Raw genomic sequence first — 17,401 nt, forward strand, 5'->3', positions numbered from 1 at the left:
GGAACCGGGAACCCATGACGCTGTCCACTCCTTCCACCGCCTACGCCTCCGCGAAGCTCCAGGGCACCGGAGTCGGCCGCGGCCTGGCCCTCGGGCCGGTGCTGCGCATGCCCGACCCGCTCCCCGAGCCCGAGGACACCGCCAGCACCCGCTCCGTCGCGCAGGAGGAGGAGCGCGCGGTCGCCTCGCTGTCGGCGACCGCCGCGACCATCCGCCACCGCGGTGAGCGCGCCGGCGGCTCGGCGAAGGACGTCCTCGACGCGCAGGCGCTGATGGCGGAGGACCCCTCGCTCGCGGACGACGTCAAGGCGCGGCTCGCGACCGGCAAGACCGCCGAGCGCGCGGTGCACGAGGCGTTCGCCGGCTTCCGCGACCTGCTGGTCGCGATGGGCGGCTACATGGCCGAGCGCGCGACCGACCTCGACGACGTCTCGCAGCGGGTCGTCGCCCACCTGCGCGGCGTCCCGGCGCCCGGCGTCCCGGAGTCGGACGAGCCGTTCGTGCTCGTCGCCCGCGACCTCGCGCCGGCCGACACCGCGCTGCTCGACCTCGAGAAGGTCCTCGGCCTGATCACGAGCGACGGCGGCCCGACCTCGCACACGGCGATCCTCGCCCGCGAGAAGTCGATCACCGCCATCGTCGGCACCACCGGCGCACTCGACCTGCGCGACGGCCAGCTCGTCATCCTCGACGCCTCCTCCGGTGTCGTGACGGTGAACCCGTCCGACGTCGAGATCGGCGACGCGAAGTCCTCGATCGCGGAGCGCGCCGAGATGCTCGCCGCCCCCGTCGTCCCCGGCGCACTCGCGGACGGTCACGCCGTGCCGCTGCTGGCGAACCTCGGCTCGGCCGACGGCGCCGAGAACGCCGTCGAGCTCGGCGCGGAGGGCGTGGGCCTGTTCCGCACCGAGTTCCTCTTCCTCGACGCGAAGGAGGCCCCGACCGTCGCCGAGCAGGCCGAGCAGTACACCCGCCTCCTCGCAGCCTTCCCCGGCCGCAAGGTCGTGGTGCGCGCGCTCGACGCCGGCGCCGACAAGCCGCTCGCCTTCCTCAACGACAACCACGAGGAGAACCCGGCGCTCGGTCTCCGCGGCCTCCGCGCCCTGCGAGCGAGCGAGCAGATCCTCCGCGACCAGCTCACCGCGCTCGCCCAGGCCGACGCCGCGACCGACGCCGACCTCTGGGTCATGGCGCCGATGGTCGCGACGGTCGACGAGACCCGCTACTTCACCTCCATGGCCAAGGAGCTCGGGATCCGCACCGCCGGCGTGATGGTGGAGGTCCCCTCCTCCGCCCTGCTCGCCGACCGGATCCTCGGAGTCGCCGACTTCGCCTCCATCGGCACCAACGACCTGACCCAGTACACCCTGGCGGCGGACCGGATGCTCGGCACCGTGTCCGCCTTCCAGGACCCGTGGCACCCCGCCGTCCTCCGCCTCGTCGGCGAGGTCGGCCGCGCGGGCGCCGCACTGGGCAAGCCCGTCGGCATCTGCGGCGAGGCCGCCGCGGATCCGCTGCTCGCCGTGGTCCTCGTGGGCCTCGGCGCGACGACCCTCTCGATGTCGCCGTCGGCTCTCGCCGACGTCCGCGCCGAGCTGGCCGAGCACACCCTCGAGGACGCGAGGCGCTACGCCGAGCTCGCCCTCGCGGCCGACAGCGCGGCGGACGCCCGGTCCGCCGTCACCGAGGCGATCGCCGCCTCCTGATCCCGGGGATCGCGCGGCCCGCATCCGCGCGATCCTCCGCAGCACCACCCCGCACCACCGCACCATCCCGCACCACCCCTGCACCACCCCGTCTCGTCCCGCCCCGCGGGAGCCCGGCCCGCCTCAGGAGCGACCGGATCTCCCACCCTCAGAATCGGAGAACACACCACATGACAACGACGTCAGCGACGTCGACGCGCGGAGGTACGCGCGTCCACGTCCAGCGATTCGGCACCTTCCTCTCGGGGATGGTCATGCCGAACATCGCGGCCTTCATCGCGTGGGGTCTCATCACCTCGCTCTTCATCGCCGCGGGCTGGCTGCCCAACGGCATCCTCGGCGGCTTCGGCGACGCGGCCCAGATCGGCTGGGAGGGTGCCCGCACCCAGCTCGCCGCCGGTGAGGACGGCGCGACCTTCCAGCAGTACATCGGTCTCGTCGCCCCGATGATCACCTACCTGCTCCCGCTGCTCATCGCGAACACCGGTGGCCGCATGGTCTACGGCCAGCGCGGTGGCGTGGTCGCCTCGATCGCCACCATGGGCGTCATCGTCGGCGCCACCATCCCGATGTTCCTCGGCGCCATGATCATCGGCCCGCTCGCCGCGTGGCTGATGAAGAAGGTCGACTCGATCTGGGACGGCAAGATCAAGCCCGGCTTCGAGATGCTGGTCAACAACTTCTCCGCCGGAATCCTCGGCATGCTCCTCTCGCTGGGCGCGTTCTTCGGCATCGCGCCGATCATCTCGTTCCTCACCAAGATCCTCGGCGACGGCGTCGACCTCCTGGTGAACGCGGGCCTGCTGCCGCTGACCTCGATCTTCATCGAGCCGGCCAAGATCCTGTTCCTCAACAACGCCATCAACCAGGGCGTCCTCACCCCGCTCGGCACCGTCATGGCGCAGGACCAGGGCAAGTCGTATCTGTTCCTGCTCGAGGCCAACCCCGGCCCCGGCATGGGCGTGCTGCTCGCCTTCGCGATCTTCGGAGTGGGCATCGCCCGCGGCTCCGCCCCCGGCGCCGCGCTGATCCACTTCGTCGGCGGCATCCACGAGATCTACTTCCCCTACGTGCTGATGAAGCCCGCGCTCGTCGCGGCCGTCATCCTCGGCGGCATGACGGGCGTCGCGACCAACGTCGCGTTCGACTCCGGCCTCGTCGCCCCGGCGTCCCCGGGATCGATCATCGCGGTGCTCCTGCAGACCTCGCGTGACAGCTACCTCGGCGTGATCCTCTCGGTCCTGCTCTCGATGGCCGTGTCGTTCGTCGTCGCGTCGTTCATCATCCGCGGCAGCCGCAAGCGCGACCTCGACGCCATGGAGGCCGGTGACGACAAGCTCGCCGCCGCCGTCGCCGCCAACTCGTCGAACAAGGGCAAGGAGAGCGCCGTCGGCTCGCTCCTCAACGCGAGCGGCGCGTCCAACCAGGACGGCGCCTCGGCGACCGCCACCGCCACGCAGGTGCGCAACATCGTCTTCGCCTGCGACGCCGGGATGGGATCGTCCGCCATGGGCGCCTCCGTCCTGCGCAACAAGATGAAGAAGGCGGGCTTCGAGGACGTCACGGTCACCAACAAGGCGATCGCGGCTCTCGAGGACGACGTCGACCTGGTCATCACCCAGGCCGAGCTGACCGAGCGGGCGCGTCAGCGCACGCCGGGCGCGATCCACGTCTCCGTCGACAACTTCATGAACAGCCCCAAGTACGACGAGGTCGTCTCGCTCGTCGCGGAGCAGCACGGCAAGTAGTCGGGAACACCCCTGAGGGAGCCCGTAGGGTGCGACGTGGCGGAGACGCTCCGCTCGCCCCTGCGGGTTCCCTCATTCGTTCACCACCCACGGAAAGGACGCACGCCATGAGCGATGTGCTCACCATCGGACAGATCAACGCCTCCGGCACCGCCACGTCGAAGGAGACCGCCATCAAGGAGGCCGCCGACATGCTGGTCGGCGTCGGCGCCGTCACGCCCGCCTACCACGAGGCGATGCTCGCCCGCGAGGCGACCGTCTCCACCTACATGGGCAACCTGCTCGCCATCCCGCACGGCACGAACGACGCGAAGGACGAGATCCGCTCCTCGGCGCTGTCCTTCGTCCGCTACGCGCAGCCGATCGACTGGGACGGCAACGAGGTCCGCTTCGTCGTCGGCATCGCGGGCGTCAACAACGAGCACCTCGAGATCCTCTCGAAGATCGCGATCATCTTCTCCGAGGAGGACGAGGTGCAGAAGCTCCTCGACGCCCCGGACGCGCAGTCGCTCTACGCGCTGCTGGGCGAGGTCAACTCCTGATGCCCACCGCCGTCCACTTCGGCGCCGGCAACATCGGCCGCGGCTTCGTCGGGCTGATCCTGCACGGTGCCGGCTACGAGCTCGTCTTCGCCGACGTCAACGCGGCACTGATCGACCAGCTCGCCGCCGCCGACAGCTACGAGGTGCACGAGGTGGGGGAGTCGTCCGCGACGCACGTCGTCGACGGCTTCCGCGCGATCAACTCGGCGAGCGACGAGGAGGCCCTCGTCCGCGAGATCGCCGCCGCGGACATCGTCACCACCGCGGTGGGGCCGAACATCCTGCGCTTCGTCGCCCCGGTCATCGCGAAGGGCCTCGCGGCCCGCGCGGAGTCGGCGCCCCGCCTGGCCGTGATGGCCTGCGAGAACGCGATCAACGCGACCCGGCTGCTGCAGACCGAGGTCGCCGCGAGCCTGGGCGCGGACGACTGGGAGCGCCTGCGCACCCGCGCGGTCTTCGCCGACACCGCGGTCGATCGCATCGTGCCGAACCAGGCGGCCGGCCAGGGTCTCGACGTCACGGTCGAGAGCTTCTTCGAGTGGGTCGTGGACCGCACGCCGTTCGAGGGCTCCGAGCCCGAGATCCCCGGGGCGACCTGGGTCGACGACCTCGAGCCGTTCATCGAGCGCAAGCTCTTCACGGTGAACACCGGGCACGCCACCGCGGCGTACGTCGGCTTCGCGGCCGGCGCGCACAAGCTGTCGGACGCGCTCGCGCTGCCCGAGGTGCACGACGCGGTGAAGGCCGCGCTCGAGGACACCAAGACGCTGATCGTCGAGAAGCACGGCTTCAGCGACGAGGAGCAGGAGGCCTACCTCCAGAAGACGCTGAAGCGCTTCGCGAACCCGGGTCTGACCGACACGGTGGACCGGGTCGGGCGCCAGCCGCTGCGCAAGCTCTCGCGGCACGAGCGCTTCATCGGCCCGGCGGCCGAGCTCGCCGAGCGCGGGCACGTGCCGAGCGGACTGCTGACGGCGATCGGCGCGGCCCTCCGCTTCGACGTGCCGGAGGACCCGCAGAGCGTCGAGCTGAAGGAGAAGCTGGCGGCGCTGTCGCCGGAGGAGTTCGTCACCGAGGTGACCGGCCTCGGCGCGGACCACCCGCTGTTCGAGCAGGTCGTCGCGGTCGTCCGCGGCTGACCTCCGCGAGGCCGCGTCCGGAGGGGCGGGATCGGGTGCTCCGGCATCCGGTCCCGCCCCTTCGCAGTTCGCGTCGCGATCCGGAACGCGACCCGGACTAGAAGAGGCGCCAGCGGGTCAGCGGCCAGGCCACGGCGAAGACGCGCCCGACCACGCGCTCGATCGGCACCGTCTTCACGCAGGAGTCGATCGGGCCCGGCGCCCCGCGGCAGTCGCCGAGCGAGTCGTTGGAGTTGGAGCGGTGGTCGCCGAGGACGAAGAGCGTGTCCTCCGGCACCGTGTACTCCTGGAAGCAGCGGGTGGAGGCCGGTTGCGAGTCGCAGTCCTGGGTGCCGGGGGCGAACGGGAAGTCCTCGAAGACGTAGTCGCCCGCGAGCGGCTGCCCGTCCACGAGCACGTGCCCCTCGGCGTCGCAGCAGGAGACCGTCTGGCCGGCGGTCGCGATCACGCGCTTCACGAGGAACTCCTCGTGCGACGGGCCGATGCTCGTGACGTCGCCGAAGTACTTCACCGCCTCGGAGAGCGGGTTCCCGACCGCGTCGGTCGCGCCCCAGCGCGCGTCCCGCGAGAAGACGACGATCTGCTCCGACTCCGGCTCGCCGTGGAGCGCCGCGGTGCGGTCGACCAGGATGCGGTCGCCGAAGAAGCCGCCGCCCTGCAGGGTGTTCTCCATCGAGCCGGTCGGCACGGTGTACACCTTCACGAAGAAGGTCTGCACGAGGGCGATGACGACGATCGCGACGAGCACGGTCACCAGGGGGTGCGAGTACCAGCTCCGCCGGCTCCTCGCCGGGCCGTCCGTCGTCTTCTCCGTGCGCGCCATCCGCGGTCCCTTCGACGAGGGAGAGCCTAGGCGGCGGCCGTCGTGCTCGCGCTCCGCGGCGCGCACACCGCCGTCCCCGACGGGTGCCCGCCCCCGCCCTGAGGCGACACGCCCGGGCTGGCGGAGAAGCGGGGATTCGCGTAGTATCGACCCTTGGTGTTTGCGCGTGCTCCGGCACGCCCGCGCACCGCTCCCCAGGCTCCGCCCGGGGGGAGGATCGTCGCGGAAGCATTCGCACGACCAGTACACACACTACTTCCGAACGACAGTGAGGCTATGGCCAAAAAAGACGGTGTCATCGAAATCGAAGGTGCGGTTGTCGAGGCGCTCCCCAACGCGATGTTCCGCGTGGAGCTCACCAACGGACACAAGGTTCTCGCCCACATCTCGGGCAAGATGCGTCAGCACTACATCCGCATCCTCCCTGAGGACCGCGTGATCGTGGAGCTCAGCCCCTACGACCTGACCCGCGGCCGGATCGTCTACCGCTACAAGTAGACGTTCGCTCCGCTCAGTTCGCGACGTGCGTGTCCTGTAAGGAACGGCCCCGGCATCCGCCGGGAGCACGACGCCAGCGAAAACAAGGAACAGAACAATGAAGGTCAACCCCAGCGTCAAGCGCATCTGCGACCACTGCAAGATCATCCGCCGCCACGGCAACGTGATGGTCATCTGCAGCAGCAACCCCCGCCACAAGCAGCGCCAGGGCTAGTCCTCCGGGACTCCCGGCGCTCCTGCGAGGAGCGCGGGCGGGAAACCGCCCAGCAGCACGGCAACACACCACCCCGCAACGTCAGAAATCGCGCAGCACCCCGGGTCTCCCGGAGTGAACGGCGAGGACACCTTCGGTCGGAGGCCGAGGCACCGACGTTGCTTCACACCTCCACTCACTCACAGGAGAAGCCACCATGGCACGTCTGGCAGGAGTAGACATCCCGCGCGAGAAGCGCGTGGAGGTCGCACTGACCTACATCTACGGAGTCGGCCGCACGAGCGCGCTGAAGACGCTGAGCGACACGGGGATCGACGGCAACATCCGCGTCAAGGACCTCACCGACGACCAGCTCGTCGCGCTCCGCGACTACATCGAGGGCAACTACAAGGTGGAGGGAGACCTCCGCCGCGAGGTCGCCGCCGACATCCGCCGCAAGGTCGAGATCGGGTCCTACGAGGGCATCCGCCACCGTCGCGGCCTCCCGGTCCGTGGACAGCGCACCAAGACGAACGCTCGCACCCGCAAGGGCCCGAAGCGCACCGTCGCCGGCAAGAAGAAGGCCGGCCGCAAGTAACGCGGGCGACACGGACCTAGAGGAGATAACAAGTGGCTACCCCCAAGTCGGCCGCGCGCAAGCCGCGCCGCAAGGAGAAGAAGAACATCGCTGTGGGCCAGGCCCACATCAAGTCGACGTTCAACAACACCATCGTGTCGATCACCGACCCCGCCGGGGCCGTCATCAGCTGGGCCTCGTCCGGTGGAGTCGGCTTCAAGGGCTCGCGCAAGTCGACGCCGTTCGCCGCCCAGCTCGCTGCCGAGTCGGCCGCGCGTCAGGCGCAGGAGCACGGCATGAAGAAGGTCGACGTCTTCGTGAAGGGCCCGGGCTCGGGTCGCGAGACCGCGATCCGCTCGCTCCAGGCCGCAGGCCTCGAGGTCGGCTCGATCAACGACGTCACCCCGCAGGCGCACAACGGCTGCCGCCCGCCGAAGCGCCGTCGCGTCTAACGCAGCACTCGCAGCCGTCGGCCGGCCGAACGAAGCGCTCTCCAGCGCGACGTGAGGCCGGCCGGCGGATCGCGCATTTCTTTCACAACTTCAGACTCGCAAACGCACGTGTCATATAGCGGACACGTGATCGAAAGGAATCAACAGTGCTTATCGCACAGCGTCCGACGCTCACCGAGGAGAACATCTCGGAGTTCCGTTCCCGCTTCGTCATCGAGCCCCTCGAGCCCGGCTTCGGCTACACGCTCGGCAACTCGCTGCGTCGCACCCTGCTGTCCTCCATCCCCGGCGCCGCTGTCACCAGCATCCGGATCGACGGAGTCCTGCACGAGTTCACGACCGTCCCGGGCGTCCGCGAGGACGTCACCGAGATCATCCTGAACATCAAGGGACTCGTCGTCTCCTCCGAGCACGACGAGCCGATCACCGCCTACCTGCGCAAGCAGGGCGCCGGCCAGGTCACCGCCGCCGACATCTCGGCTCCGGCCGGTGTCGAGATCCACAACCCGGACCTCGTCATCGCGACCCTGAACGACAAGGCGAAGTTCGAGCTCGAGCTCACCATCGAGCGCGGCCGCGGCTACGTGTCGGCGACCCAGAACCGCAGCGAGTTCTCCGAGGCCGGCCAGATCCCGGTCGACTCGATCTACTCGCCCGTGCTCAAGGTCACCTACCGCGTCGAGGCCACCCGTGCCGGCGAGCGCACCGACTTCGACCGCCTCGTCGTCGACGTCGAGTCGAAGCCGGCGATCACGCCGCGCGACGCCATCGCGTCGGCCGGTCGCACGCTGACCGAGCTGTTCGGACTCGCCCGCGAGCTGAACAACGCGGCCGAGGGCATCGAGATCGGCCCCGCGCCGGTCGACGCCGTCCTCTCGACCGAGCTGTCCATGCCCATCGAGGACCTCGACCTCTCGGTGCGCAGCTACAACTGCCTCAAGCGCGAGGGCATCAACAACGTCAATGAGCTCGTCGCCCTCTCGGAGACGCAGCTCATGAACATCCGCAACTTCGGTCAGAAGTCGGTGGATGAGGTCAAGGAGAAGCTGACGGAGCTGGGCCTGTCGCTGAAGGACTCGGTCCCCGGGTTCGACGGCGCCCACTTCTACAGCTACGACGACGAGAGCATCTAGGTCTCCGCTCCGGCGTTCGACCTTCTGACACCCCTTTAGTACTGGAGTAAAGCCATGCCCAAGCCCACGAAGGGCCCCCGCCTCGGAGGCGGTCCCGCACACGAGCGTCTGCTGCTCGCGAACCTGGCCGCGGCCCTGTTCACGCACAAGAGCATCAAGACGACCGAGACCAAGGCCAAGCGCCTGCGTCCCCTCGCCGAGCGTCTGGTGACGTTCGCGAAGCGCGGCGACCTGCACGCCCGCCGCCGCGTCCTCGCGACCATCGGCGACAAGAGCGTCGTGCACGAGCTCTTCACCGAGATCGCGCCGCTCGTCGCCGAGCGTGAGGGCGGCTACACCCGCATCACGAAGATCGGTCCCCGCAAGGGCGACAACGCCCCGATGGCCGTCATCGAGCTCGTCCTCGAGCCCGTGACGCCGAAGGTCAAGAAGTCGCGCACCGGCGCCGCTCCCGTCTCGGCTCCGGTCGAGGACGAGGCCGTCGTCGCGGACGCCCCCGCCGAGGACGCCACTGTCGAGGAGGCGCCCGTCGCCGACACGACCGAGGCCGACGCGACCGTCCAGGACGCGCCCGTCGAGGACGCCCCGGTCGAGACGACCGCCGAGACCAAGTAGTCCCGAGCGCGTCTCGAGAGCCCTCCGCCCCCTCGGGGACGGGGGGCTCTCGTCGTTCCCGGCCGTGGCACTCCTGAGTGCTCGGTGGCGCGGAACGTCGCTTACGATGGCGGGATCGTCCCGACAGAGGGTCGGGATGCGTCCGGTACCCGGACCCCCGTCCTCGTCGGCCAGCAGGAGGAGTTCCGTGCGCGCGCACCATGCGGTCCTGCTCCTCGCCGCTACGGCCCTGCTGGCGGGCTGCTCCTCCACCGGGGTCGTCGACGTGCCGGAGTCGGCGCGCACGACGGCACCGAGCTCGGTCGCCGCCCCCGAGTCCGTGCCCAGCGCGACCGCTGCGACCGTCGCGGCGTCGGCTCCCGCCCTCGACTGCTCCGCGGCACTGCCCGCCTCAGCGGTCGAGACGGCGGTCGGACTGCCCGCCGGAACGGCCGTGCTCGTCCAGGCGGAGGACTCCTGCTCCTACGGCATCGCCGGAAATCCGTCCGCGGTCCTCGTCAGCGTCGGGCCCGCGCGGCTCGCGGAGACGTTCGCCGGTGCGGGGGAGGCCGTCGGCGCCGTGCCGGCTCCGCTGGGGGAGGCGGCCTACCGGCTCGAGGGCTCGGCGGCGACGCCGTCCCAGCTGGCCGTCCTGGCGGGCGGCTACGAGCTGCACGTCGAGTCCTTCGTCGGGGACCAGGACGTCCTCGCCGACTGGGCGGTGGCCGTCTTCGACTCGCTCGGCGTCCGGCTCTCGGCCGGCTGATCCGGCGACCCGGAACGGCCCGGCGGACGACCTAGACTCGTCGGGTGCTCCACCGCGTCCGCCTCGATCTGGCCTACGACGGCACCCACTTCGCGGGCTGGGCGCTCCAGCCCGGCCTCCGCACGGTGCAGGGCGTCCTCGAGGACGCGCTCGGCGTGCTGCTGCGCTCGGAGGAGCGGACGGTGGTCACCGTCGCGGGCCGGACCGACGCCGGCGTGCACGCGAGCGCGCAGGTGGCGCACCTGGACCTCACGCCCCAGCAGTGGTCGCGCCTGAACGGCAGCCCGCGGGCCGGCACCGAGAAGGTCGCGCCCGAGGTCGTGCTCCAGCGCAAGCTCCAGGGCATCCTCGGTCAGTACTCGGACCTGTCCGTGCACCGGGTGACCCGGGCGCCCGAGGGCTTCGACGCGCGCTTCTCCGCGCGCTGGCGGCGCTACGAGTACCGGCTCGCCGACCGCACCTCGCTGCGGCGGCCGCTCGAGCGCGGCTTCACGACCTGGATCAACGAGGCGGTCGACGAGGGCGTGATGGCGCAGGCGGCCGAGTCGCTGCTCGGCCTGCACGACTACGCCTCGTTCTGCCGCGCGCGCGTCGGAGCCACCACCATCCGCAGCCTCCTCGACTTCACCTGGGAGCGGGACGAGGACGGCGTGCTGCACGCCCACCTGCGCGCCGACGCCTTCTGCCACAGCATGGTGCGCGCCCTCGTCGGCTCCTGCGTGGCCGTGGGGATCGGCAAGCTGGAGGCGGGCGAGCTCCCGCTGCTGCGCGACGCCGCCCGCCGCACGAACGCCTTCGCGGTCATGCCGGCGCGCGGCCTCATCCTGCGCGAGGTCGATTACCCTGAGGACTCGGAACTTGCCGAGCGGGCGGTGCTCACCCGGGTGAAGCGCACCCTGCCCGGCGGGGACGCCCAGGGGGAGGACGACGAGTGATCCGAAGGAACCACCGCGGGAGCGCGCTCGTCGCCGCGCTCGTCCTGCCGGCGGCGCTGTTGCTGGCCGGCTGCTCGTCGTCGGCGATCGACGTGCCGGACCGGGCGCCCGCCGCCGCGGTGGACACCACCGCGCCGACCGCCGTGCCCACCGCGGTGCCGACCGCTCCCGCGGCCGAGCCGACCGCCGGTGCGACGGTCGAGGTCCTCGACTGCGCCGCGGTGCTGCCGGTGACGGCGATCGAGGCGGCCCTCGAGCTGCCCGAGGGCTTCGTCACCGCCTCGGACCAGGGGTCGGGCTGCGCCTGGGCGATGGCGGGCAACCCCGCCGCGCTCGTCCTGCAGACGGCCACCGGCGCCACCACGGCCGACGTCACCGCGCAGGAGTCCGAGGCCCCCGTCGAGCCGAGCGGGCTGGGCGACGTCGCCTTCTTCCGCGCCGGCGACCCGGCGGTCGACCCGGCCGCCACGGTCGTCGTGCTGGCCGGGGACCGGCTGCTCTCGCTCCGCTCCTACGTCGGCGGCCAGGCCCCGCTCGAGGAGCTGGCGACCGAGGTCCTGGCCGCGCTGGGACAGGACGACTCCTGACCCGGACCGCCCGGGGGAGCGCGGCGGCGAGCCCGTGAGCTTCCGCTCCGGTGCGGATTGCTGTACTGTCGACCCTTGGTGTTCTCGGCCGCGTGCCGGCACCCGAAGTTGAGCCCTCCACCGGATCGGTTCGGCCCCCTCGCGGGTCGAACGGCCACGGAGCGGGATTCACGAACTCCTCACTCCGATCAGAAAGCAGCACTCACGTGACTCGCACTTTTTCTCCGAAGCCGGCTGACGTCCAGCACGACTGGATCGTCATCGACGCGTCCGACGTCGTGCTCGGCCGTCTGGCCACCCACGCCGCTGCGCTCCTGCGCGGCAAGCACAAGCCGACGTTCGCGCCGCACATGGACATGGGCGACTTCGTCATCATCGTCAACGCCGAGAAGGTGGCCCTGACCGGCCAGAAGCTCCTCCAGAAGAAGGCGTACCGCCACTCCGGCTACCCGGGCGGCCTCACGGCCACCACGTACGCCGAGCTCCTCGAGAAGAACCCGATCCGCGCCGTCGAGAAGGCCATCCGCGGAATGCTCCCCAAGAACTCCCTCGGTCGTGCGCAGCTGCGCAAGCTGAAGGTCTACACGGGCACCGAGCACCCTCACGCGGCTCAGCAGCCCAAGGCGTACGCCTTCACCCAGGTCGCCCAGTAGGCTCCGGCCCTCCCCGACACCCCAGACTTCGAAGACAAAGGATCACCTACACCGTGGCGAAGATCGCAGACCAGATCGACGTGGCTCCCGAGAGCTACTCCACCGAAAGCCCGGCCACCGAGGCGTCCTCGACGCCCCGCGCCGTCCTCAACGTCTCCGGCGCAGCCGTGGGCCGTCGCAAGCAGGCCATCGCCCGCGTGCGCCTGGTCCCGGGCTCCGGCAGCCTGACCGTGAACGCCCGCGAGTTCGCGGAGTACTTCCCGAACAAGCTGCACCAGCAGCTGATCAACGACCCGTTCAAGGTCCTCGACCTCCTCGGCTCGTACGACGTCGTCGCGAAGATCACTGGCGGCGGCCCCTCCGGCCAGGCCGGCGCGCTCCGCCTCGCGATCGCGCGTGCGCTGAACGAGATCGACCGCGAGAACAACCGCGCCTTTCTGAAGAAGGCCGGCTTCCTCACCCGCGACGCTCGCGTCATCGAGCGCAAGAAGGCCGGTCTCAAGAAGGCCCGCAAGGCGTCCCAGTTCTCGAAGCGCTAGTCGCTGCGGCCCCCGTGGCCGCCGATCAGCAGCTTCAGAAGGGGACTGGCATCATGCCGCGCCTGTTCGGAACAGATGGCGTCCGTGGCCTCGCGAATCGCGACGTCACGGCCGACCTGGCCCTCGGCCTCGCTCAGGCGGCCGCCCGTGTACTCGGTGCGGCCGCCCGGGCGGAGGGCCGTCGGCCCCTCGCCGTCCTGGCCCGCGATCCTCGGATCTCGGGCCAGTTCATCGGTGCCGCCGTCGCGGCCGGCCTCGCGAGCGCCGGCGTCGACGTGCTGGACGCAGGAGTGATCCCGACGCCCGCCGCCGCCTACCTCATCGCCGACGAGAGCGCCGACTTCGGCGTGATGATCTCGGCGTCGCACAACCCCGCCGCCGACAACGGCATCAAGTTCTTCGCGGCCGGCGGCCGCAAGCTCCCGGACGAGCTCGAGAACCGCATCGAGGCGGCTCTCGGCGTCCCGCCGCTCACGCCGCTCGGCCCCGACGTGGGCCGCATCCGCCGCTTCGCCGACGCCGAGGACCGCTACGTCCTCCACCTGCTCGGCTCGCTCGGCAGCACCCGCCTGGACGGACTGCACGTGGTCATCGACTGCGCGCACGGCGCCGCCGCGGGCATCTCGCCGGAGGTCTTCACGGATGCCGGCGCGACCGTCACCGTGATCGGCAACGATCCGGACGGCATCAACATCAACGACGGCGTGGGCTCGACCCACCTCGACCACGTCGCCGAGGCGGTCCGCGAGGCGGGCGCCGATCTCGGCATCGCGCACGACGGCGATGCGGACCGCTGCCTCGCGGTCGACGCCGAGGGGCGCGTCGTCGACGGCGACCAGATCATGGCGATCCTCGCGACCTCGATGGCCCGTCGCGGCGTCCTCCGCGACAACGTGCTCGTCGCCACGGTGATGAGCAACCTCGGCCTCAAGACCGCGATGGCCGACGCCGGCATCCGCGTGATCGAGACGGGCGTGGGCGACCGCTACGTGCTCGAGGCGATGAACGACGGCGGCTACTCGCTCGGTGGTGAGCAGTCCGGTCACGTCATCATGAGCCGCTTCGCGACGACCGGCGACGGCGTCCTCACCGGGCTGCAGATCGCGGCCGAGGTGGCGCGGACCGGGAAGTCGCTCGCCGAGCTCGCCTCGGTGATGCGGGTGTTCCCGCAGACGCTCGTCAACGTCCGCGGCGTCGACCGCGAGGGCGTGCACGACGACGCCGTCATCGCGGCCGCCATCGCCGAGGCGGAGCGCGAGCTCGGCACCGGCGGGCGCGTGCTGCTCCGACCCTCGGGCACCGAGCCGATGGTGCGGGTCATGGTCGAGGCCTCCACCAAGGAGACCGCCGACCGGCTGGCCGAGTCCCTCGCGGCCGTCGTGCTCGAGCAGCTGCGCGTCGCGGCCTAGCGGCCTCGCCCGCCGCTGGCCCGGAGATCTCGAGACGCCCCTGCGGGGCTGCTCGATCAGCATGATTCCGCCTGCTCGCTGGGCGAGCCACGGCATGACTCGGCCTGCTCGCCGCCTGCTGGTCGAGCCGCGCCGGAGGCGCGCATCGAGACCTGCCGCCTCCCATGCTGGTCGAGTAGCGCCGGAGGCGCGTATCGAGACCAGCCGCCGGGACTTCGCGTCAGATCTTGCGGAGGAGCACCGAGGAGACGGTGTGGTCGGCCTGCTTGCGCAGGACGAGGCTCGCGCGCGAGCGCGTGGGCCGCACGTTCTGCAGCAGGTTCGGCTCGTTGATCGAGGACCAGATGCTGCGGGCCCGCTCGCGCGCCTCGTCGGGCGTCAGCGAGGCGTAACGGTGGAAGTAGGAGTTCGGGCTCGCGAAGGCGCCCTGCTGCAGCGCGAGGAACCGCTCCTCGTACCAGCGCGCGATGTCGCTCGTCCGGGCGTCGACGTAGACCGTGAAGTCGAAGAGGTCGCTGACGGCGAGGCCGTGCCCGGGCGCGGGCGGCTGCAGGACGTTCAGTCCCTCGACGATCAGCACGTCCGGTCGCCGCACCACGATCTCGGCGTCGCGGACGATGTCGTAGGAGAGGTGCGAGTAGAACGGAGCGCGCACCTCGGCCGCCCCGCCCTTCACCTCCGAGACGAAGCGCAGGAGCGCGCGGCGGTCGTACGACTCCGGGAAGCCCTTCCGGCTCATCAGCCCGCGCCGCTCCAGCTCGCTGTTGGGCAGGAGGAAGCCGTCGGTCGTCACGAGCTCGACGCGCGGGGTGTCGTCCCAGCGGGCGAGCAGCTCGCGGAGCAGGCGGGCGATGGTCGACTTGCCGACCGCGACCGAGCCGGCGACGCCGATCACGAACGGAGTGGGCTGCGCGCGCTCGCCGAGGAAGGTGCTCGTCGCCCGGTGCAGCTGGCGCGCGCCGCCGGCGTAGAGGGTCAGCAGGCGGGACAGCGGGAGGTACACCTCGGCGACCTCGGTGAGGCTCAGCCGGTCGCCCAGCCCGCGCAGCTGCACGACCTCGGTCTCGCTCAGCGGCAGCTCGGTGCTGCGGGCGAGCTCGGCCCAGTCGGAGCGGACGATCTCGACGAACGGGGAGGGGTGCGCCTCGCGCCCGGGTTCGCGAGCTGACGAGGACATCTGCACGATCCTAGCGGCCGTCGCGGCTCGGCCCCGTCGCCGCAGGAGCGCCCCCGCGCGCGATTAGGATCGAGCGCATGTGTGGAATCGTTGGATACGTCGGCGCGCGCGACAGCCTGGCCGTGCTGCTCGGGGGACTGAAGCGACTGGAGTACCGCGGGTACGACTCCGCCGGTGTGGCCGTGATCGACGCCGACGGCCGGATCGACAGCCGCAAGCGCTCCGGCAAGCTCAGCGTCCTCGTCGACGACCTCGAGGCGCACCCGATCGCGCAGGGCACCACCGGCATCGGGCACACCCGCTGGGCGACCCACGGCGGCCCGACCGACCGCAACGCGCACCCGCACCTCGCGGACGACGGGCGCCTCGCGGTCATCCACAACGGCATCATCGAGAACTTCCAGCCCCTCAAGGAGGAGTTGCTCGCCGAGGGCGCGGTCTTCGAGAGCGAGACCGACACCGAGGTCGCCGCGCACCTGATCGCCCGCGAGCACCGCCGCACCGGCGATCTCGTGCTCGCGTTCCAGGCCGTCGTCGCGCGCCTCGAGGGCGCCTTCACGCTGCTCGCGCTGCACCAGGACCAGCCCGGCGTCGTCGTCGGCGCGCGCCGCAACTCGCCGCTCGTGATCGGCCTCGGCGACGGCGAGAACTTCCTCGGCTCCGACGTCGCCGCGTTCGTCGAGTTCACCCGCCGCGCGGTCGCGATCGGGCAGGACCAGATCGTCACCATCACGCCGGACGAGGTGACCGTCACCGACTTCTTCGGAAACCCCGTCGAGACCGAGCCGTTCGAGATCGCCTGGGACGCCTCCGCCTCCGAGAAGGGCGGCTGGTCGAGCTTCATGGCCAAGGAGATCAGCGAGGGCCCGGAGGCCGTCGCCAAGACGCTGCTCGGCCGCATCCAGGACGGCGCGATCGTGCTGCCGGAGCTCGCGTCGCTCGACGCGACCCTCACCGACATCGACCGCATCACCGTGATCGCCTGCGGCACCGCCGCCTACTCCGGCATGGTCGCCAAGTACGCGATCGAGAAGTGGGCGCGCGTGCCCGTCGAGGTCGAGCTGAGCCACGAGTTCCGCTACCGCGACCCGGTGCTGACCCCGCGCACCCTGGTCGTCTCGATCAGCCAGTCCGGCGAGACCATGGACACGCTGATGGCCGTCAAGTACGCCCGCGAGAAGGGCGCGAAGACGCTCTCCGTCTGCAACACGCAGGGGGCGACGATCCCGCGCGAGTCCGACGCCGTGCTCTACACCCACGCCGGCCCGGAGGTCGCGGTCGCCTCGACCAAGGCGTTCGTCGCGCAGATCGCGGCGCTCTACCTCTTCGGCCTGCACCTGGCCGCGGTGCGCGGGGCGGCCACGCCCGAGCTGATCGCCTCGCAGGCCGCGCAGCTCGCCGCGATCCCGGAGAAGCTCTCGCGGGTGCTCGACGCCTCCGAGGCGATCGCGCAGCTCGCGGGCTGGATGGCGGACACCCGCGCGGTGCTCTTCCTCGGCCGCCACGTCGGCTACCCGGTGGCGCTCGAGGGCGCGCTCAAGCTCAAGGAGCTCGCCTACATCCACGCCGAGGGCTTCGCTGCGGGCGAGCTCAAGCACGGGCCGATCGCGCTGATCGAGCCGGGTCAGGTCGTCTTCGTGATCGTGCCGAGCCCGAGCGAGTCCTACGAGCTGCAGCGCAAGGTGATCTCGAACATCCAGGAGATCAAGGCGCGCGGGGCACGGGTGATCGCGATCGCCGAGCAGGGCGACGCGGCCGCGATCCAGATCGCCGACGAGGTCGTGCCGATCCCGCTGGCCGACCCGCTGTTCGAGCCGCTGCTCGCCGTGACGCCGCTGCAGATGTTCGCGATGGAGCTCGCCTCGGCCAAGGGCCTCGACGTCGACCAGCCGCGCAACCTCGCCAAGTCGGTCACGGTCGAGTGACCCTG

Annotated in this window: 19 protein-coding genes; 17 read left to right on the forward strand and 2 right to left on the reverse strand. The window is 71.0% G+C overall.

All coding sequences use genetic code 11. From position 1 onward, the window contains the following. Positions 1-107 precede the first annotated feature (107 nt). From ptsP to MT350_RS02030, 4 genes are all read left to right on the forward strand, one after another. Entirely contained in the window at positions 108-1,706 is a 1,599-nt protein-coding gene (ptsP, locus tag MT350_RS02015; protein ID WP_243582597.1) for a phosphoenolpyruvate--protein phosphotransferase, read from the forward strand. Between the two features lie 170 nt (positions 1,707-1,876). Next, positions 1,877-3,454: a PTS mannitol transporter subunit IICB gene (locus tag MT350_RS02020; protein WP_123735034.1), complete on the forward strand. Its 1,578-nt coding sequence runs from the start codon at positions 1,877-1,879 to the stop codon at positions 3,452-3,454. Between the two features lie 107 nt (positions 3,455-3,561). Then, positions 3,562-3,996, forward strand: a complete 435-nt coding sequence (locus tag MT350_RS02025; RefSeq protein ID WP_123445065.1) for a PTS sugar transporter subunit IIA — start codon at positions 3,562-3,564, stop codon at positions 3,994-3,996. Beyond that, positions 3,996-5,135 carry a mannitol-1-phosphate 5-dehydrogenase gene (locus MT350_RS02030; RefSeq protein WP_243615319.1) on the forward strand — a complete coding sequence of 380 codons (1,140 nt, stop codon included), beginning with the start codon at positions 3,996-3,998 and terminating at the stop codon, positions 5,133-5,135. Before MT350_RS02025 ends, MT350_RS02030 begins: the two co-directional genes overlap by 1 nt. Before the next feature lie 97 nt (positions 5,136-5,232). Here the strand turns inward: MT350_RS02030 and lepB are convergent, their stop codons facing one another. Beyond that, entirely contained in the window at positions 5,233-5,958 is a 726-nt protein-coding gene (gene lepB / locus MT350_RS02035; RefSeq protein WP_243615320.1) for a signal peptidase I, read from the reverse strand. 276 nt (positions 5,959-6,234) lie between these two features. On the opposite strand from lepB, the gene infA reads away from it, so the two are divergent. The 12 genes from infA to glmM all read left to right on the forward strand — a co-directional run bounded on the left by infA (position 6,235) and on the right by glmM (position 14,294). Next, positions 6,235-6,456 carry a translation initiation factor IF-1 gene (infA, locus tag MT350_RS02040; protein ID WP_022883252.1) on the forward strand — a complete coding sequence of 74 codons (222 nt, stop codon included), beginning with the start codon at positions 6,235-6,237 and terminating at the stop codon, positions 6,454-6,456. Positions 6,457-6,553: 97 nt separating this feature from the next. After that, the gene (gene rpmJ, locus MT350_RS02045) at positions 6,554-6,670 is read left to right on the forward strand and encodes a 50S ribosomal protein L36 (RefSeq protein ID WP_055787164.1); all 117 of its coding nucleotides are present in this window, start codon (positions 6,554-6,556) and stop codon (positions 6,668-6,670) included. A gap of 196 nt (positions 6,671-6,866) precedes the next feature. Beyond that, complete coding sequence (gene rpsM, locus MT350_RS02050; protein ID WP_056037260.1) at positions 6,867-7,247, forward strand: 30S ribosomal protein S13; 381 nt, start codon at positions 6,867-6,869, stop codon at positions 7,245-7,247. Between the two features lie 32 nt (positions 7,248-7,279). Beyond that, entirely contained in the window at positions 7,280-7,678 is a 399-nt protein-coding gene (rpsK, locus tag MT350_RS02055) for a 30S ribosomal protein S11 (RefSeq protein WP_056037257.1), read from the forward strand. 146 nt (positions 7,679-7,824) lie between these two features. Further along, a complete protein-coding gene (locus MT350_RS02060) occupies positions 7,825-8,811 on the forward strand; it encodes a DNA-directed RNA polymerase subunit alpha (RefSeq protein WP_123445069.1) in 987 nt (328 codons plus the stop codon). A 54-nt stretch (positions 8,812-8,865) separates the two neighbouring features. Continuing rightward, positions 8,866-9,426 (forward strand): 50S ribosomal protein L17, encoded by a 561-nt coding sequence (gene rplQ / locus MT350_RS02065; protein ID WP_243615321.1) that lies wholly within the window; start codon positions 8,866-8,868, stop codon positions 9,424-9,426. Between the two features lie 187 nt (positions 9,427-9,613). Then, positions 9,614-10,171 carry a hypothetical protein gene (locus MT350_RS02070; RefSeq protein WP_243615322.1) on the forward strand — a complete coding sequence of 186 codons (558 nt, stop codon included), beginning with the start codon at positions 9,614-9,616 and terminating at the stop codon, positions 10,169-10,171. A 44-nt stretch (positions 10,172-10,215) separates the two neighbouring features. Beyond that, positions 10,216-11,106: a tRNA pseudouridine(38-40) synthase TruA gene (locus MT350_RS02075; protein WP_243582569.1), complete on the forward strand. Its 891-nt coding sequence runs from the start codon at positions 10,216-10,218 to the stop codon at positions 11,104-11,106. Further along, the gene (locus MT350_RS02080; protein WP_243615323.1) at positions 11,103-11,693 is read left to right on the forward strand and encodes a hypothetical protein; all 591 of its coding nucleotides are present in this window, start codon (positions 11,103-11,105) and stop codon (positions 11,691-11,693) included. The genes MT350_RS02075 and MT350_RS02080 overlap by 4 nt, the downstream gene beginning before the upstream one ends. A 206-nt stretch (positions 11,694-11,899) precedes the next feature. Then, complete coding sequence (rplM, locus tag MT350_RS02085; RefSeq protein WP_123445074.1) at positions 11,900-12,346, forward strand: 50S ribosomal protein L13; 447 nt, start codon at positions 11,900-11,902, stop codon at positions 12,344-12,346. A 53-nt stretch (positions 12,347-12,399) separates the two neighbouring features. After that, positions 12,400-12,885 (forward strand): 30S ribosomal protein S9, encoded by a 486-nt coding sequence (gene rpsI, locus MT350_RS02090; RefSeq protein ID WP_243615324.1) that lies wholly within the window; start codon positions 12,400-12,402, stop codon positions 12,883-12,885. A gap of 53 nt (positions 12,886-12,938) precedes the next feature. Beyond that, positions 12,939-14,294, forward strand: a complete 1,356-nt coding sequence (gene glmM, locus MT350_RS02095) for a phosphoglucosamine mutase (RefSeq protein ID WP_123735040.1) — start codon at positions 12,939-12,941, stop codon at positions 14,292-14,294. 220 nt (positions 14,295-14,514) lie between these two features. On the opposite strand, the gene coaA is transcribed toward glmM, so the two are convergent. Further along, positions 14,515-15,471: a type I pantothenate kinase gene (gene coaA, locus MT350_RS02100; RefSeq protein ID WP_123445076.1), complete on the reverse strand. Its 957-nt coding sequence runs from the start codon at positions 15,469-15,471 to the stop codon at positions 14,515-14,517. A 77-nt stretch (positions 15,472-15,548) separates the two neighbouring features. Between coaA and glmS the strand changes: the two genes are divergently transcribed. Then, on the forward strand, positions 15,549-17,396 hold the full coding sequence (gene glmS / locus MT350_RS02105; RefSeq protein ID WP_123702134.1) for a glutamine--fructose-6-phosphate transaminase (isomerizing): 1,848 nt from the start codon (positions 15,549-15,551) through the stop codon (positions 17,394-17,396). The last annotated feature ends 5 nt before the right edge of the window (positions 17,397-17,401 follow it).

Source organism: Rathayibacter sp. VKM Ac-2928 (assembly GCF_022815545.1).
Lineage (GTDB): Bacteria > Actinomycetota > Actinomycetes > Actinomycetales > Microbacteriaceae > Rathayibacter > Rathayibacter festucae.

Coding starts and splice junctions, on each gene's coding strand:
- ptsP (WP_243582597.1), top strand. CDS start 108: ATGCCCGACCCGCTCCCCGAGCCCGAGGACACCGCCAGCACCCGCTCC.
- MT350_RS02020 (WP_123735034.1), top strand. CDS start 1,877: ATGACAACGACGTCAGCGACGTCGACGCGCGGAGGTACGCGCGTCCAC.
- MT350_RS02025 (WP_123445065.1), top strand. CDS start 3,562: ATGAGCGATGTGCTCACCATCGGACAGATCAACGCCTCCGGCACCGCC.
- MT350_RS02030 (WP_243615319.1), top strand. CDS start 3,996: ATGCCCACCGCCGTCCACTTCGGCGCCGGCAACATCGGCCGCGGCTTC.
- lepB (WP_243615320.1), bottom strand. CDS start 5,958: ATGGCGCGCACGGAGAAGACGACGGACGGCCCGGCGAGGAGCCGGCGG.
- infA (WP_022883252.1), top strand. CDS start 6,235: ATGGCCAAAAAAGACGGTGTCATCGAAATCGAAGGTGCGGTTGTCGAG.
- rpmJ (WP_055787164.1), top strand. CDS start 6,554: ATGAAGGTCAACCCCAGCGTCAAGCGCATCTGCGACCACTGCAAGATC.
- rpsM (WP_056037260.1), top strand. CDS start 6,867: ATGGCACGTCTGGCAGGAGTAGACATCCCGCGCGAGAAGCGCGTGGAG.
- rplQ (WP_243615321.1), top strand. CDS start 8,866: ATGCCCAAGCCCACGAAGGGCCCCCGCCTCGGAGGCGGTCCCGCACAC.
- glmM (WP_123735040.1), top strand. CDS start 12,939: ATGCCGCGCCTGTTCGGAACAGATGGCGTCCGTGGCCTCGCGAATCGC.
- coaA (WP_123445076.1), bottom strand. CDS start 15,471: ATGTCCTCGTCAGCTCGCGAACCCGGGCGCGAGGCGCACCCCTCCCCG.
- glmS (WP_123702134.1), top strand. CDS start 15,549: ATGTGTGGAATCGTTGGATACGTCGGCGCGCGCGACAGCCTGGCCGTG.